Source organism: Sphingobacteriales bacterium (assembly GCA_016699615.1).
Taxonomy (GTDB): Bacteria; Bacteroidota; Bacteroidia; order Chitinophagales; family JADIYW01; genus JADJSS01.
Window position 1 is genome coordinate 1 of record CP064984.1, and the last position, 15,446, is coordinate 15,446.

A 15,446-nucleotide genomic window follows, 5' to 3' on the forward strand; every position below is an offset into this window, starting at 1 on the left:
GAACAATATAAAACCTGATTTAATAATAAACAAAGTTTCGCCAACACTTATTGTTTTGACAATTTTAGCAATTATTATTTTTAGATATTTGGTATAGAATAATTCACCCACGTCATTATTGATTTCTCTTTGGCATATTGGTTTTCTAACCAACATGCCAATGTATTTATGTTATAATACAAACACTAAACAAGCACAAGCAAAACAAAACAAGATGATTTAAAGAAGTAAGATTTTTCAAGCTGAAGCCAAGAGCATGGCAAAGTGCCTCAGCTTGAACTTGATTTTTTTGTTACTTTTTTTATCAAGAAAAAAAGTAAGTATTACATTCTTGTATCAAGACAAAGAAAGTAAATAGACACATTTTATCAAGAAATAAGTTTAAAAATATAGAAATGTTATTGTCATTACCACGAAAGTGGTAATCTCCTAAACACTTAGAAACATGAGATTGCCATTTTCAAGGCAATGACATCAAACAATTTTAGGTAGTAAGGAATTTCAATAAACATCATCAAGATAAAGCAGAAAACAAGTTGCGCATTTTGGATATACACAAATGAAATAAGGAAGAAATAATACGACAGGATATTTAAAATACGCAAAAACATATTTAACATAGAATATTGATAATAATAAGCTTATGAAGAAAAAATATTTTTAACGTGCGGCGGATTTGCGAAGTTACGAACTGCAAACGAAGTTTGCAAGTGAAGTAATTTTGCAAATCCGTTGATGTGTTGAAGGTCGAGCGTAGCGAGCCTAAACGCATCAACGGATGTAATCCGCCGCACGATGTGCAAAAGGCGAAGCTATTTTGTGCCACATTTATTTTGCGCCGACGCTTCTATTTTTCCTGCTAACCATCTTATGATGTAAAATTATTTAGCGAATTGTTTTATATCATAATAATTTTATTTATCTTTAAACTAGATAGTTATCAAAAATTAAAAACAAAAAAAATTATGAAAAAAATTAGATTATTTTCCATCGTTTTATTCGCACTTTTAGCATTTTCTTGCAAAAAAGACAACTCAAATAACAATACAATAACTGAAAATCCGTTAGATCCAAATGAAGTTACATCTAACTTCTCAATTTTTGGCGCAGAATTGAAACTAGGAAATCCTTCGCTGCCAAGTTCAAATACAACAGCACCAAAGCTCTTTAATCCTATTGCAACAAATCAAGCAGTTATTGCTAACGTTCAATTTGGATTACCAATTTTAACTACCAATATCGATGATATTGCTGGTGTTTATGTAAAAGTAGATGGTGCAAATAATTATTTTGATGTGCCTGCTTCTTCTATAAATTTAAGGAAAACAAACAATTCAATTGGATTACAGATTTTATCAGATAGTAGTGGATTTCTAAATGTAAATCCAGGAACTATACAACCTGGTACGTTTTGTATAACATATTACATTTATAACGCTCAAAATGAAGTGAGCAATGCCATCAAAATTTGTTATAGAGTTATTGGATTTGGTGGAGCCGATTTTTTAAAAGGGAATTGGCACGTTCAAAGCATTGAAGAAATTGGTTATGGAGCAGATTCATATCCAAAAAACAATTCAATTAATTCAGAATTAGTTGATTGTAACTCTAACACATACGAATTTACGGGACCTTACAACTTCACAGAAGACTTATTTTGGAACTTTTCTACTACCACACAACGCTTATATCAAGATGAAAATGGAACAGGTCAAGATTGGAATTATGTTTGTGCCAATAATGGAAATGGAAGAGTTGTAAATATAAAAAACTATAGTGATGCTTCAGGAAATTGGGCTTATGATGTAATAAACAAAAGAGTAATTGTTTTAACAAGTAAGCAATACTCATATCGTAAAAACACAACAGAAAATGTAATTCTTACACAAGAAACTCTAAATTATGCAGGCAATGATGTTCGTGCAGATATCTATAATGTGGTACAAATTTCTGCAAATCAAATTCGATTAGATGGTATTGACTATGCAGGTAAGGTTGGTATCAGATTTATTTTAAAAAAATAATAGAATTACTACGACTTAATATCACTACTTATCTATATAAAAAATAATAAAAATATTTTTGCCATAAAAAAACCAACAATACATCACAGTTTCTTAATATCGTATTGATAATCATTATGGTATTAAATTAAAATAGAAGCTTATGTTAGAAAAGGGGTAGGAGTTCCTATGGTATTATACAATAGCATTGAAACCATTTAAATACACAAAAACATATTTAATATATAATATGGTAATAAAAAGATTATGAATAGAAAATATTTTTAACAAATAAATATACACAATTATGTATTATGTATATTTATATTAGATTTTAAAAATTGTAAACTTCGTTTGCAGTTCGTAACTTCGAAAATACGCCGCACGTTATAGACAATTTTTATAGAGCATTCTACATAAAATGAAAATAAGTACATTTATAATAATTTATTATCTGATAACATCTTGTCATAATAAACAAGATTTACAAAAAATAAATTTATTAGAAAGTCAAAATATAATATTAAATGATTCTTTAAAAAAGCAAAATCGAATCGTTCAGCTTGTGTACGATTCCTTAGTAGAAGTTCATGCAAATGAATTTACTATTTGTGGCGTCGTTTTTGAAAAGAAAATAATTATAAACAATCCTAATTCTAGAAAAATAAAACACAATGATTTTTATGAAGCAAATGAGTCTTATGTGAAAACTCAAGATGTCCTATCAAATGCTTTTTTATATAATGAACCAACTCCAAATAGAATATTTATAGATTCATTTAAGTTCTCTGTACCCATTTCAAATTCGTTGGGAAATGGTAGTAATGCGTTTTTTAAATTTAAACCCAAAAATTCAGGGTGGTATTATTGGAATGGAATCTGGCAAACTAGAAATGATCGTACAGGAAAGTTAACTTCATTATCTATTGTTGATTCATTTTATGTATATTCCTAAAAACTGCCGTTAACATCATTTGAATTCATACAATGTAATTTTGGTTATATATTAATGTATTATGTTCTCCAATAGTTTGATGTAGGTGCTTAAGCCATTTGTTATTTCTGATACATAGATGTATTCATCTGCAGTGTGCGAACGCTCAGATTTGCCTGGTCCTATTTTTACTGATGGTATTTTGAGCAATGCTTGGTCTGATAGTGTTGCAGAACCAAAAGTGTCTATACCTAGTTTCTCAGCAGATTTTACAATATTATGTTCTTTATCAATACTCGATGGATTTAATCTTGTTGAACGTGGCTTTATCTCAGCCTTTAAGTTGTCTCTAAGAATTTCTAATACTTGCTCGTGTGTGTATTCTGGAATGGTACGCACATCTATGGTATATTTACATACGTCAGGTATTACATTGTGTTGTGTGCCTGCGTTAATGATTGAAACAGTTAATTTTATTGGTCCAAGATGTGAATTGATTTTCTTGAATTGATAGTTCTCTATCCATTGCAAATCTTTAATTGCAAGGTATATTGCATTGATACCTTCGTTGCGTGCTGCATGTCCTGCTTTGCCTTTTATTTCGGCATCTATGACCATTAAGCCTTTTTCTGCAATAGCCATTTTCATTTCTGTTGGTTCGCCAACAATTGCAAACTCGCATGTGCTTGTTATTTCTTCAATAGACGCAATGCCATTTACACCAGAAATTTCTTCTTCGGCTGTGGCAGCAAAAATGATATTATAACTTAAATCTTCGGCTTCGTAATAATGTAAAAATGTACCTAATAAACAAACTAAAGCTGCACCAGCATCATTTACACCTAATCCAATTAATTTGTCTTCTTCAAAAATGGCTTGGTATGGTTCTTTTGTCCAGCCATTCACTGGTTTCACGGTATCAATATGTGAATTGAGTAGGATAGTAGGTTTTAGAAAATTAAAATGCTTGTTCTTCACCCAAATATTATTGAGTTTTGTTTCGTATGGTATTTTTTCTTTTTTAAAGAATTTGACCAATAATTGCTTGGCATCTTGCTCTTCTTTGCTCAGCGATTTTGTTTCGATGAGCTGACAGAGTAATTTTGTGATTTTTTGTTCAATAGTTGTTTTCATTAGTTTTTAAAGGTTGTACCAAATATACTATTTTTATGTACAATATCTAGTAAATCTTGTGCATGGCATAGTGTAACTTCTGAGACACCTTGCAATATTGCTTGCTTAATATTTTGTACTTTTGGAATCATACCAGCAACAATAGATTGATTATCAATCATTATTTGAATATCATTGATATTTATTTCTTTTATGTTTGATGTTTCGTCTTCGATATTTGCCAACAAACCTTTCTTTTCAAAACAATAATATAATTTTATATTAATACGTTCTGCTAGTGCAATGGCAATGCTTGATGCAATAGTATCTGCATTCGTGTTGAGCAATTGCCCTTCAGCATCTGCACAAATTGGCGCAACAATAGGAGCGTAGCCTTTTTCTACTAAATCTATCAGCAATGAAGTATTGATTGTAGTAATGTCTCCAACAAAAACATAATCTATACTTGGATGTTTTCTTTTGTGTGCTTGTATTAATTTGGCATCAGCGCCAGACAAACCAATTGCATTGCAATGATTGGATTGCAATTTGGCTACTATATTTTTATTGATGTAGCCAGCATACACCATAGTTACAATTTTCAGTGTTTCTGCATCTGTAATTCTTCTACCATCAATCATCTTTGTTTCAATGTTCATTTTTGTAGACAATTGAGTTGCCAATTTTCCTCCACCATGAATTAGTATTTTAGGTTGATTTATCTTTGAAAAACTATGTAAGAAATCTGCTAATGCATTTTCATCATCTATAATATTTCCGCCAATTTTTATTACTAATATTTCTTCCATATTGATTGTTGTAAAATTAAAAAACGTCTTTCAAAATTGAAAGACGTTTTAGAAAAATGTTTAGCTAATTTATTTTATAATTTAAAATCTTCGTCTGATAATGGTACATTTATTTTAAGATTTTTCATCTCATAAATTTCGTAAGTACCTTTGTCATCTTCCATTTTTTGATATAATGGTAAGTTTGTAGCTTTATCTAAATAGATAGTTGTTTTTTTAGCATAAGAAGATGGTATTTTAATTACTTGACCAACTTTTAAGTCATCGTCAATATCATTCAACTCTTTAATTCTATATTCAGGTACTGCTAATGCTTCACCAACTTTCCATACTGTAGTTTGTCCAGCTTTTACTGTATAGTTTATAATTTTATATTCAGGATCATTGATTTCTATTTTGTAGCAATCTTTTCCATCATATTGAACAGAACCAACTATTTTTGCGTATTTGTTTAAGTCTTCGCCTTTTCTTGCATTGATGCTAGTCATTAATACTTTTTTGATTCTTCCAAAACCAGCTCTGTCAATTGTTTGATGCTGTTCTTTCATTAACAATCCACTAGTTAATTCTAAGTTTAAGTTTAATCCTTTTTTTACTTTTACTTTAGATTGTACTGATGGAACATATAAAAGTTGTGCTTTTTGTGGCACTAATGAGTTCGCATATACTTTTCTAACTGGTGTTTCTTGGATTTTAAATTGGATGTGTGATGTAATCATCTTTCCACCTTTGAATCTTTCTTGTGAATGGAAATCATAGGTGCAAGTTTTCACATTAGACATTGCAGCACTTGCCTTGTTAATTAAATCTTGGATGTTCTGTGCCATTACACTAGATTGTAGTGCAACTAAGGCTACAATTAAAGTTAAAAATTTACTTTTCATTCTAATTATTATTTTTTGTTTGTGAATTATTTAGAAGTAATATTACAAAAACTTTGCCAAATTTTAAATAATTAATTGATTTTCTTTATTCATCCAATGTTGAAAATTGAATTTCTCAATATTTCTTTTCATTTGTTTATCAATTTCATCTAGACAAAGATTGCCAATACTGCCTTCTAAAGTATGCTTTAGTTCTGCTGGTTTTTGGTATGTACCACTTTCTACTTGCTTACCAACAGCAATATATGCATCTCTAAAAGTCATTCCATTTAAAAAGATATTTGTATTTCTCATCATCTAAGATGCTTTCCTTTATTTCTATGTGCGTTAGCATTAAGTTTGTCATTTTAATACAATCTATTAAAGTATCAAAACTATTTAGATAATCTTCTTTGATGATTTGTAAATCTCTGTGATAACCTGATGGTAAATTATTGGTAATGCTTGATATTTGATTGGGTAAGTTGATTAGCTTATTGCATTTTGCTCTTATTAATTCAAATACATCTGGGTTTTTTTTGTGTGGCATAATGGACGAGCCTGTTGTTAATACATCAGGAAAGGAAATAAAACCAAAATTTTGATTGATGTACAATGTGGCATCCATCGCTAGTTTGGATAGGGTAGATGCTATATTGGCTAATGCATTGCTAACTACTTTTTCCATTTTGCCTCTATTCATTTGTGCATATACTACATTGTAGTTTAAGTCATTAAATCCTAAAAGCTCAGTTGTCATTTTTCTATTTAATGGGAATGAGCTTCCGTAGCCTGCGCCAGAACCTAATGGATTTTTATTGGCTAAATTATATGCTGCAAAAACTGTTTCAATATCATCTGTTAGACTTTCTGCATAGGCTGAAAACCATAATCCAAATGAGCTTGGCATAGCAATTTGCAAATGTGTGTAGCCTGGCAACAAAGTATCTTTGTACTGTTGTGCTAATTTAATTAATGTTTTAAATAGTACATCTGTTTGCTCAACTACTTCTTTTATTTTTGTTCTTGAGTATAATTTAATATCAACTAATACTTGGTCGTTTCTGCTTCTTCCTGCATGGATTTTTTTGCCAATGTCGCCAACTTTTTCAGTTAATCTAAATTCTATTTCAGAATGAATATCTTCACTGTCTTGGTGTAGTTCAAATTTATTATCTATTATTTGTTGATAGATTGCTTTGAGTTCTTGTTGTAAAATTGGCAATTCATTTTTTTCCATTAAGCCAACTTCAGCAAGCATTTGAATATGTGCCAATGAGCCAAGTACATCAAACTTTGCTAGAACAGTGTCTAATTCTCTATCTTTGCCAACAGTAAATTGTTCAACTATCTTTGCAATTTCACTTGCTTCTAAGTTATTTTTTTGCCAGATTTTTGCCATAATTTAATTGTTGTATGTACTCAAAAATACATTTCTTTTATAAATTTTGATTGATTACTTGTATAAAAAAATGTTCTACATTGCTGTAGAACATTCAAATATTTCAGTTTATAGAAAATATTATAAGTTGTACTTTCCAGCTGCTAATACTTTTGCTGCAATTCTTCTGCGTGCTTCTTTTACATTTACTGGCTCGTATTTTGTAAATCTCTTTAAGCCCATCAACATAATTCTTAGTTCATCGCCTTCAGCATAAGATTGTAATGCGTCTTTTCCAGCTACGTTTATTCTATTCATTGCATCGTTAAAGAATACTTTTAAGATGTCTGTATATACTTGGTCAGTTTTTTCGCCTTTTTCGTATATCTTTTTCACACGAAGTAATAATGATTCTGCTGTGTAAATATCTATTAAGATATCTGCTGCATTCATTATTATTTCTTGTTCGTTCTTAAGTTTTGCCATTAATTTTTGCACTGCACCACCAGCTACTAATAAGAATGCTTTCTTTGCATTGGTAAGTGCTTTTTCTTCTGCTGCAAAAGGTGCATCACTTTCATCACCAAATTCTGGAACGCCCATTAATTCTTTTTGAATTGCCATTCCTGGTGTCATCAAATCAATTTTGCCAGACATCGCTTTTTTCAACAACATATCAATAGATAATAATCTGTTGATTTCATTTGTGCCTTCATATATTCTTGCAATTCTAGAATCTCTAAATGCTCTTGGTGCTCCTGTTTCTTCAGAATATCCCATTCCTCCATGTATTTGTACATTTTCATCTACAATATAATCTAATACTTCAGAACCGAGAACTTTAATGATAGAACATTCAATTGAATATTCATCTGCAGACTTAATAATGCTTTTGAAAATTCTGTACCACTAGCTAAAGCTTCGTGTTCCATTTTCCCAATATCATTGGCACATCTATATGTTGATACTTCTAAAGCAAATATTTTAATTGCCATTTCTGCAATTTTATGTTGTATAGCGCCAAAATTTGCAATAGGTTGTCCAAATTGATGTCTTTCATTTGCATAAGTAACAGCCATGTTAAATGCTTGTCTTGCGCCACCTAATGCTGTTGCACCTAATTTGTATCTTCCTATGTTTAATATATTGAATGCAATTAAGTGACCTTTTCCTCTTTCGCCCAACATATTTTCTACTGGAATTTTACAATTCTCGAAAAATACTTGTCTTGTAGATGAACCTTTGATACCTAATTTATCTTCTTCTGCACCTAGACTTAAACCTGGTGTACCTTTTTCTACTAAAAATCCTGTAAATTCTTTGCCATCAATTTTTGCAAAAACTGTGAACAAATCTGCAAAGCCTGCGTTTGTAATCCACATTTTTTGTCCGTTTAAAATCCAAGATTTACCATCTTCTGAAAGTGTAGCTGTTGTTTTTGCACCTAAAGCATCAGAACCTGCGTTTGGCTCAGTTAAGCAATAAGATGCTGCCCATTCGCCTGTAGCTAATTTTGGCAAATATTTTTCTTTTTGTGCATCTGTACCAAAGTATAATGTTGGTAATGTACCAATACCGATGTGTGCTATTGCTGTAGTAGCAAAAGAGCCTGTGCGTCCATATTCTTCAGCAATAATACAACCTGTAATTACATCTTGTTCCATACCATTGTATTGTGCTGGAATAGCTGTTGATAATAAGCCTAATTCTCCTGCTTTTTCTAGTAAAGATTTTGATAAACCTTCTTGTTGTTTTTCAATTTCTTTAGTTTTGGTCATTACTTCTTTTTCTACGAAATCAGAAGCCTTTTGACGAACCATAAGTTGCTCTTCTGTATGATCTTCTGGTGTAAAAACTTGTGCTGGAGTAGAATCTTTTATTACAAATTCTCCACCTTTTAATGATTTAATTTCTTCCATGCTATTATTTCTATTTATTGTTAGCTAAATTATTGTTTATTGTGTAATTTTTGTATTGGTATATTTTAATTTATTGATAAGTAATTTAAGAAAGATTGTGGAATACATGTTGTACATCATCATCTTGCTCTAATTTGTCTATCAATTCTAATACTTCATCAACCTGTTCTTCAGATAGTTCTTTTGTATGATTAGGCAATCTTTGTAATTCTGATTTAATTACTTCAATTTTTCTTGCTTCTAAAGCATTTTGCATAGAACCAAAATCTTGAAATGCTGCATAAATTACAAACTGACCTTCATCGTTTGTTTCTAAATTATCTAAACCAGCATCTATCAATTCTAATTCTAAATCATCTTTATTTAATCCAGTTGAATTAATTGTGAAAACACCTTTTCTATCAAAAATAAAATCATGCATACCAGAAGTACCCATTGAGCCACCATTTTTATTCAATATTGTACGTAGATTGGCAACAGTACGTACTGGATTGTCTGTAGCTGTTTCTATAACAATTGCTACTGCATGTGGTCCCATGCCTTCGTACACTACTTCTTCGTATGCTTTTTCATCTTTAGATGTTGCTCTTTTTATTGCAGCTTCAACTCTGTCTTTTGGCATTTGTACACTTTTGGCATTTTGAATTGCACGACGTAGCATTGGATTGTTTTCTGGAATAGCACCGCCTGCTTTTACAGCAATGGCAATTTCTCTACCTACACGAGTAAAGTTTTTTGCCATTTTATCCCAGCGTGCCATTTTTGATGCTTTTCTATATTCAAACGCTCTTCCCATCTTAAAAATTTTATAATGAATTAAAAAAATAAAAATCTATATATTTATGCAGAAATTTTGGTCGCAAATATACTAACTTAGGCTATTATACAAAAATTATGAACGTAAAAAAGAAACAAAATTTCATAAAAAAACAGGAGTATCCTGGTGGAACTGTTGCGATGAGAAAATATTTTTCTGAAAATTTAAAATATCCAGAAATTGCAATAAAAAATAGGGTAGAAGGTAAAGTTCTTGTTGCCTATACTGTAGATTTTGATGGACATGTAAGTGATGCAAAAATTCTAAAAGGAATTAGTACTGAATGTGATGCAGAAGCAATAAGATTGGTAAAAGGTTTGAAATTTTCAGCGCAAAATAACCATGGAATAAGAATAACATCAAGCCATAAGATAAAAGTTACTTTCAAACTACCAGCAATACAAATACCAAAAACACAAACAACATTGAAATATAATATAGTAAGCAAGAACAACAAAGTTGAAGAAAAAAAAATAACAAAACAAAATAACACCTATAACTACACTATTAAAATTGAAAAATGAAATTAGATATATTAGTATTTGCAGCACATCCTGATGATGCTGAATTGGCATGTGGAGGCACCATCGCAAAATATGTTGCCATGGGCAAGAAAATTGGAATTGTAGATTTAACTCAGGGAGAATTGAGTTCTAGAGGAGATGTGCCTACTCGAAAAAAGGAAACTGAAAATTCTAGTAAAATACTTGGAATTACAATAAGGGAAAATTTATTGTATAGAGATGGCTTTTTTGAGATTGATGAACAACATCTGCTTGGTATCATAAAAAAAATAAGAAAATATCAGCCAGAGTTGATTTTATGTAATGCAATAAAAGATAGGCATCCTGATCATTCTAGAGCTGGTGAACTAGTAGCACGTGCAAATTTCCTGAGTGGCTTGCTAAAAATTGAAAGTCTTGAAGGAATGGAAAAACAAAAATCTTGGCGTGCCAGAAAACTATTTCATTACATTCAAGAACAGTATGTTGAACCTAGTTTTGTTGTTGATATCAGTAATTTTATAGAACAAAAAATTGATTCTATAAGAGCATTTGAATCACAGTTTTATAAAAGTGATGCGACAAATGAACCAAAAACAAAAATATCAAGTGAAGATTATATTGATTTTATTATAGCAAGATCTAAAGAAATGGGTAATCAATGTAATTTTGAATACGCAGAAGGCTTTAGTTGTAATACTATAATTGGCGTTGATAATATATTTGATATCCATTAAGTTATTAATATATGGTATAATAGCAAAAAATAGTTGGTAAAATGGCTTAAAGCGTCAATTTTTATTGGTGTTTAGGGTATGGTTATTGAAAATGATTTCAATTTAATTTCTTTTACTTAAAAAATGGCTAAAAAAAAGTGCTGGTCGTGTGGTTCTAGCAATGTAATAAAATGGGGTTTTCAAAAAGGTAAACAACGTTTTAAATGTAAAGATTGTGGTCTATTATTTATCAGACAAAATAAATCTGTTAGTTTATCTAACAAGTTTATTTGGTTTAAAAATGGATTTTACAAAGACAAACAATTACTGATTTAGCAATAGAAAGTAATTATAGTGTTCGGAGTTTAAAAAGCTTATTTGATACTTATCTGCAAAAAGCACCAACGCATAAATTCTATCCATCTGAACAACTTAATTTGCTTATTGATGGCACTTATTTTTCTAATAATATTTGCTTAATAATTTACCGAGATGATACGATAAAACTCACACAACTGTATAGGATTACTGATGGTGAATATTTTGAAGAAATTAAAGAAGATTTACAAAATATCTTATCGCTTGGTATTCGTATAGATAGTATTACATGTGACGGTCACAAATCGATACTAAAAGCAATCAAGGTAGTTTGTAAGCAGGTTTATTTACAACGCTGTACAGTTCATATACAGAGAGAATGCAGAGCTTGGCTAACTACTCAACCTAAACATATTGCAGGTGTAGAGCTACTAGCTATTGTGCATCAATTACACACCATTATTACACATGAGCAATCTCATGATTGGATAAAACAAGTGCTAGACTGGCATTTAAAATACAGCTCATTTATTAATGAAAAATCATACAGCATTACCACAAATAGATATTGGTATAAACATAAAATGGTTCGTAAAGCATTTGTTCATATTAGAAACGCAATTCCTAACTTATTTACGTATCTATTTAATCCAAGAATACCAAAATCAACTAATGGCTTAGAGGCATTCTTCGGGCATCTCAAAAGTCATGTTTTAATGCATCGTGGATTGACCAAGGAACATAGAACCAATTTCATTAAATGGTATTTATACTTTAAAAATCAGAAATGAGTTTTTTTAGCCATAGAACAATTTGGTAATAAAAAATAAGGCAGTCTTAAAGACTGCCCATTACCATATTTGTATCAACCATATTGCTGGTAGGTTGCTCTCCAGCAGAGCCTACTTCCTCTTTTGGTTGACAGTAGAATATTAAGCATTATTTTTAACAAAATCAACAACTATTTTTTGCACCATTACCTAATATATTAATAAATTACTACATAAAAAATATAACTATAACTTTCTAATAACAAATAAATTATAGAATTTTATTTAAATCATCACTCCAAGCGTGTACTAATTCCATTTCTTCTTTACCAACATATCCATTTTTAGTTAACATATCGTAACATAAAATCAAATCATTCAGTAAGTTATCTTTTCCACCTTTAAGTGATAAATCACTTAAATCATTTGCAATTTTTGCATTATTAAGATATCCAGGAATTTCATCTTCAAAATCTTTCAATAAATTATGTTCATTTCTTTCTTTCCAAACTGTAGCTTTATGATATAAGATACTCCAATCATTTTCCCATGCAATTCTTTGTGCAACGAAACTTCTCCAAATATCTGTCATTCTAAAACTACAATAAGCTGGAAGATATAATAATGGAAATGCATCTTTGTACCATTGCGTATTTTGACTATTGAATGGACTCCATGCATTATTTCCTAAAGCAATATTATGGTCAAAATCAAAATTTAGTGGAAGAGGATAAGTTAATCTATAAACTGCATCAACATCTGGATTTTCGTCAGCCAAACCTTGTTGAATTGGACAATCTATACTTTTTACACTAAAATTCGACAATTCAGGATGTGCTTTCTGTAATTCTTGCAATGGCAAACCTCTTGGCCAAATAAAGTTTTTAGAATAATATTTATAAATATTTACCCAACCAATATCTTTAACATCATATGCAGAAACATGTCTTTCATTTTTAAAGTCCCAAAACTCATCTTTTGGCAAATTATCATCATCTGTTTCTACTAATTCTTCAAAACCTTGTTCTATAGCTATCAAGTAACCTATATTTTTACGTGCATAATGTCTTGTTGGACAAATTTTTGCAAATTTTGAATCAAGTGTTAATTGACGCTCTACACTCCAAAAATCACAACCATCTAATTTAAATTCCGTTGGAGATTTGGTATCGCCAATACAAATAAAAGGCATATTGATTTCTGTACATTTTTTTGCGTACAATTGTAGTACTGGATGTTGGTCGTTTGCTATTGAAGTAATTACTAAAGCTTTCTTCATAATGTATTTATTTTCAAATTTTTATGTTAATCTATTAAATTGATGGTGTATTACCTTTTAGGCGCTGTGTAAAATACCAAAGTAAAGTTTCATTCGCATTTTTTATAGCTTTTGAAGACACACGTGGTGATGGTGCTTGATAGTGAATTGGAATTTCTGCAATTCTGTGCTTTCTCAACAAATATTTTACTTCTGTTTGGTAAAAATGTGCTTTGGATTTTAGTGGATATTTTAACAATTTTCCAATAATTTCTCTATGGAAACCTTGAAATCCTGATGTCATGTCATACAATCTTGTACCTAAAAGCAGATTAGCTAACACAGTTCCAGATTTTGACAATAATCTTCTTCGCCATGGAGAATCGCCCATTGAACCATCTTTGATAAATCTTGAGCCAAAAGCACATTCATTTCCTTCGTTTAATACGCGTAAATACATTGGAATTGCTCTTGGGTCGTGACTAAGACCTGCGTCCATTTCAATAATTATATCATGTCCATTATCATAAGCAACCTGAAATCCTTTTAGATATGCGTCTACAACATTTTTGTTGTCTGGTGCCCAAATAACTTCAAATCGATTATCTTCTTTTTCTAATGCTCTTGCCAACTCTAATGTCTTATCTTTAGATGCGTTATCAATCACAAAATAGATTTTCCCAGTACCAATTACATCCATCACTCTTTTGAGCAAATCTACAAATGGTGCAAAATCTTCTTCTTCATTAGCCATAGGTATGGTGGCTGCCCAATTCGTGTATAAATACATTCTATAATTTTTTTCGCTAAAATACGTATATTTAAAATAATTGTATCTAAAACATTAACTAATTTTGCTAACATTTTATTGATAATTATGATGGAGAAAAAAAGATTTTCGTTGCTTAAACAAATTAAAAGTTTCAAATACGCTATAAATGGCATGAAAATATTGGTTGCTGATGAGCATAATTCCAGAATTCATATATTTTTTATGTTGTTGGCAATTTCATGTGGATTCATTTTTAAAATTTCAATAGGCGAGTGGATTACGCTTTGCGTGCTGTTTGGCATTGTATTTTTGACTGAATTGATAAATTCTGCGATTGAAAATCTGTGTAATTATTTGACTATGGAAAACAATATTACCATAGGCAAAATAAAAGATTTGAGCGCTGCTGCAGTATTGGTAGCTGCAATAACATCATTTGTGGTAGGTTGTATTATTTTTATTCCAAAATTTTTATTGTTATTTAAATAGTAGAAGCTTATTGATAAATAAGTCAATAGAGCATAAGTTTATATAAGTAATTAATAATCAACCATAATTTTGCAAAACTCTATTTAACATAATATAAATTATAAGACAAAAATATGTAGATTAAAATATCTAGTTTATTATGGTATATCTAAGTATTTATGTGTTTGTAACGAAATATTCCATTCTGGATGTAATTTTACAAACACTATAATCTGTGGTAACATTTTTTCTTGAACTGACCATTCAACTTGTAAATATAATTTTATTGCCTTGTCAGTTAGTAATTTATAATTCTCATAATTTTTTAGTGCAAAATCAAAATCTGATGCATTATAAATAATACATTTTAGTTCGTCTGCTTGTGCTAAAACTTCTGGTAAAACATTTTTGAATTTCTTTGGCGAAACGCAAATCCAATCTAATTTTGTATTTAAACTATAACTTCCAGATGTTTCTATATTTATTTGATAATCAAATTTCTTAAGATAACTAACTAAAGTATTTATATCATACATTAATGGTTCGCCACCAGTGATTACAATTAGTTTTGTTGGTGTTTTTTGAATGGCATTTATTAATGCTTCATAGCTCAATAATTGATTTTGTTTTACTGTCCAAGATTCTTTAACATCGCACCAATGGCAACCAACATCACAACCAGCTAGTCTAATAAAATACGCTGCTGTGCCTGTAAAATAACCTTCGCCTTGAATCGTGTAAAAATGTTCCATTACTGGAATTTCTCGTTCAATATCAAAATTTAGCATTGATGCAAAAGTAC

14 protein-coding genes and 2 pseudogenes are annotated in these 15,446 nt (G+C 30.3%); 6 read left to right on the forward strand and 10 right to left on the reverse strand.

Annotated features, from left to right (window positions below):
- Positions 1-965 precede the first annotated feature (965 nt).
- Complete coding sequence (locus IPK18_00005; GenBank protein QQR97968.1) at positions 966-2,024, forward strand: hypothetical protein; 1,059 nt, start codon at positions 966-968, stop codon at positions 2,022-2,024.
- Between the two features lie 400 nt (positions 2,025-2,424).
- Entirely contained in the window at positions 2,425-2,958 is a 534-nt protein-coding gene (locus IPK18_00010; protein QQR97969.1) for a hypothetical protein, read from the forward strand.
- A 51-nt stretch (positions 2,959-3,009) separates the two neighbouring features.
- Here IPK18_00010 and IPK18_00015 read toward each other — a convergent pair whose 3' ends face one another.
- From IPK18_00015 to IPK18_00045, 7 genes and pseudogenes are all read right to left on the reverse strand, one after another.
- Positions 3,010-4,071, reverse strand: a complete 1,062-nt coding sequence (locus IPK18_00015; GenBank protein ID QQR97970.1) for a M20/M25/M40 family metallo-hydrolase — start codon at positions 4,069-4,071, stop codon at positions 3,010-3,012.
- The gene (gene argB, locus IPK18_00020) at positions 4,071-4,859 is read right to left on the reverse strand and encodes an acetylglutamate kinase (protein QQR97971.1); all 789 of its coding nucleotides are present in this window, start codon (positions 4,857-4,859) and stop codon (positions 4,071-4,073) included. Before argB ends, IPK18_00015 begins: the two co-directional genes overlap by 1 nt.
- 74 nt (positions 4,860-4,933) lie before the next feature.
- Positions 4,934-5,743, reverse strand: a complete 810-nt coding sequence (locus IPK18_00025; protein QQR97972.1) for a LysM peptidoglycan-binding domain-containing protein — start codon at positions 5,741-5,743, stop codon at positions 4,934-4,936.
- 63 nt (positions 5,744-5,806) lie between these two features.
- A pseudogene (argH, locus tag IPK18_00030) lies at positions 5,807-7,124 on the reverse strand (argininosuccinate lyase).
- A 120-nt stretch (positions 7,125-7,244) separates the two neighbouring features.
- The gene (locus IPK18_00035; GenBank protein QQR99265.1) at positions 7,245-8,003 is read right to left on the reverse strand and encodes a hypothetical protein; all 759 of its coding nucleotides are present in this window, start codon (positions 8,001-8,003) and stop codon (positions 7,245-7,247) included.
- Positions 7,922-9,022, reverse strand: coding sequence for an acyl-CoA dehydrogenase family protein (locus IPK18_00040; GenBank protein QQR97973.1), 1,101 nt, complete (start codon positions 9,020-9,022; stop codon positions 7,922-7,924). The genes IPK18_00035 and IPK18_00040 overlap by 82 nt, the downstream gene beginning before the upstream one ends.
- Positions 9,023-9,107: 85 nt before the next feature.
- Positions 9,108-9,818, reverse strand: coding sequence for a YebC/PmpR family DNA-binding transcriptional regulator (locus tag IPK18_00045; protein QQR97974.1), 711 nt, complete (start codon positions 9,816-9,818; stop codon positions 9,108-9,110).
- A 98-nt stretch (positions 9,819-9,916) separates the two neighbouring features.
- Here IPK18_00045 and IPK18_00050 point away from each other — a divergent pair, with 98 nt between their 5' ends.
- The 3 genes and pseudogenes from IPK18_00050 (at position 9,917) to IPK18_00060 (ending at position 12,167) form a co-directional block, all read left to right on the forward strand.
- Positions 9,917-10,363, forward strand: a complete 447-nt coding sequence (locus IPK18_00050; protein ID QQR97975.1) for an energy transducer TonB — start codon at positions 9,917-9,919, stop codon at positions 10,361-10,363.
- Positions 10,360-11,079 (forward strand): bacillithiol biosynthesis deacetylase BshB1, encoded by a 720-nt coding sequence (gene bshB1 / locus IPK18_00055; GenBank protein QQR97976.1) that lies wholly within the window; start codon positions 10,360-10,362, stop codon positions 11,077-11,079. Before IPK18_00050 ends, bshB1 begins: the two co-directional genes overlap by 4 nt.
- A 123-nt stretch (positions 11,080-11,202) precedes the next feature.
- Positions 11,203-12,167: pseudogene (locus IPK18_00060) on the forward strand (transposase).
- Between the two features lie 250 nt (positions 12,168-12,417).
- Here IPK18_00060 and IPK18_00065 read toward each other — a convergent pair.
- Both IPK18_00065 and IPK18_00070 read right to left on the reverse strand, forming a co-directional pair.
- Positions 12,418-13,425: a DUF288 domain-containing protein gene (locus tag IPK18_00065; GenBank protein QQR97977.1), complete on the reverse strand. Its 1,008-nt coding sequence runs from the start codon at positions 13,423-13,425 to the stop codon at positions 12,418-12,420.
- 34 nt (positions 13,426-13,459) lie between these two features.
- A complete protein-coding gene (locus IPK18_00070; protein QQR99266.1) occupies positions 13,460-14,158 on the reverse strand; it encodes a glycosyltransferase in 699 nt (232 codons plus the stop codon).
- A 126-nt stretch (positions 14,159-14,284) separates the two neighbouring features.
- Between IPK18_00070 and IPK18_00075 the strand changes: the two genes are divergently transcribed.
- Positions 14,285-14,665, forward strand: a complete 381-nt coding sequence (locus IPK18_00075; GenBank protein QQR99267.1) for a diacylglycerol kinase family protein — start codon at positions 14,285-14,287, stop codon at positions 14,663-14,665.
- Between the two features lie 137 nt (positions 14,666-14,802).
- Here IPK18_00075 and IPK18_00080 read toward each other — a convergent pair whose 3' ends face one another.
- Complete coding sequence (locus tag IPK18_00080; protein ID QQR97978.1) at positions 14,803-15,432, reverse strand: 4Fe-4S cluster-binding domain-containing protein; 630 nt, start codon at positions 15,430-15,432, stop codon at positions 14,803-14,805.
- Positions 15,433-15,446 lie beyond the last annotated feature (14 nt).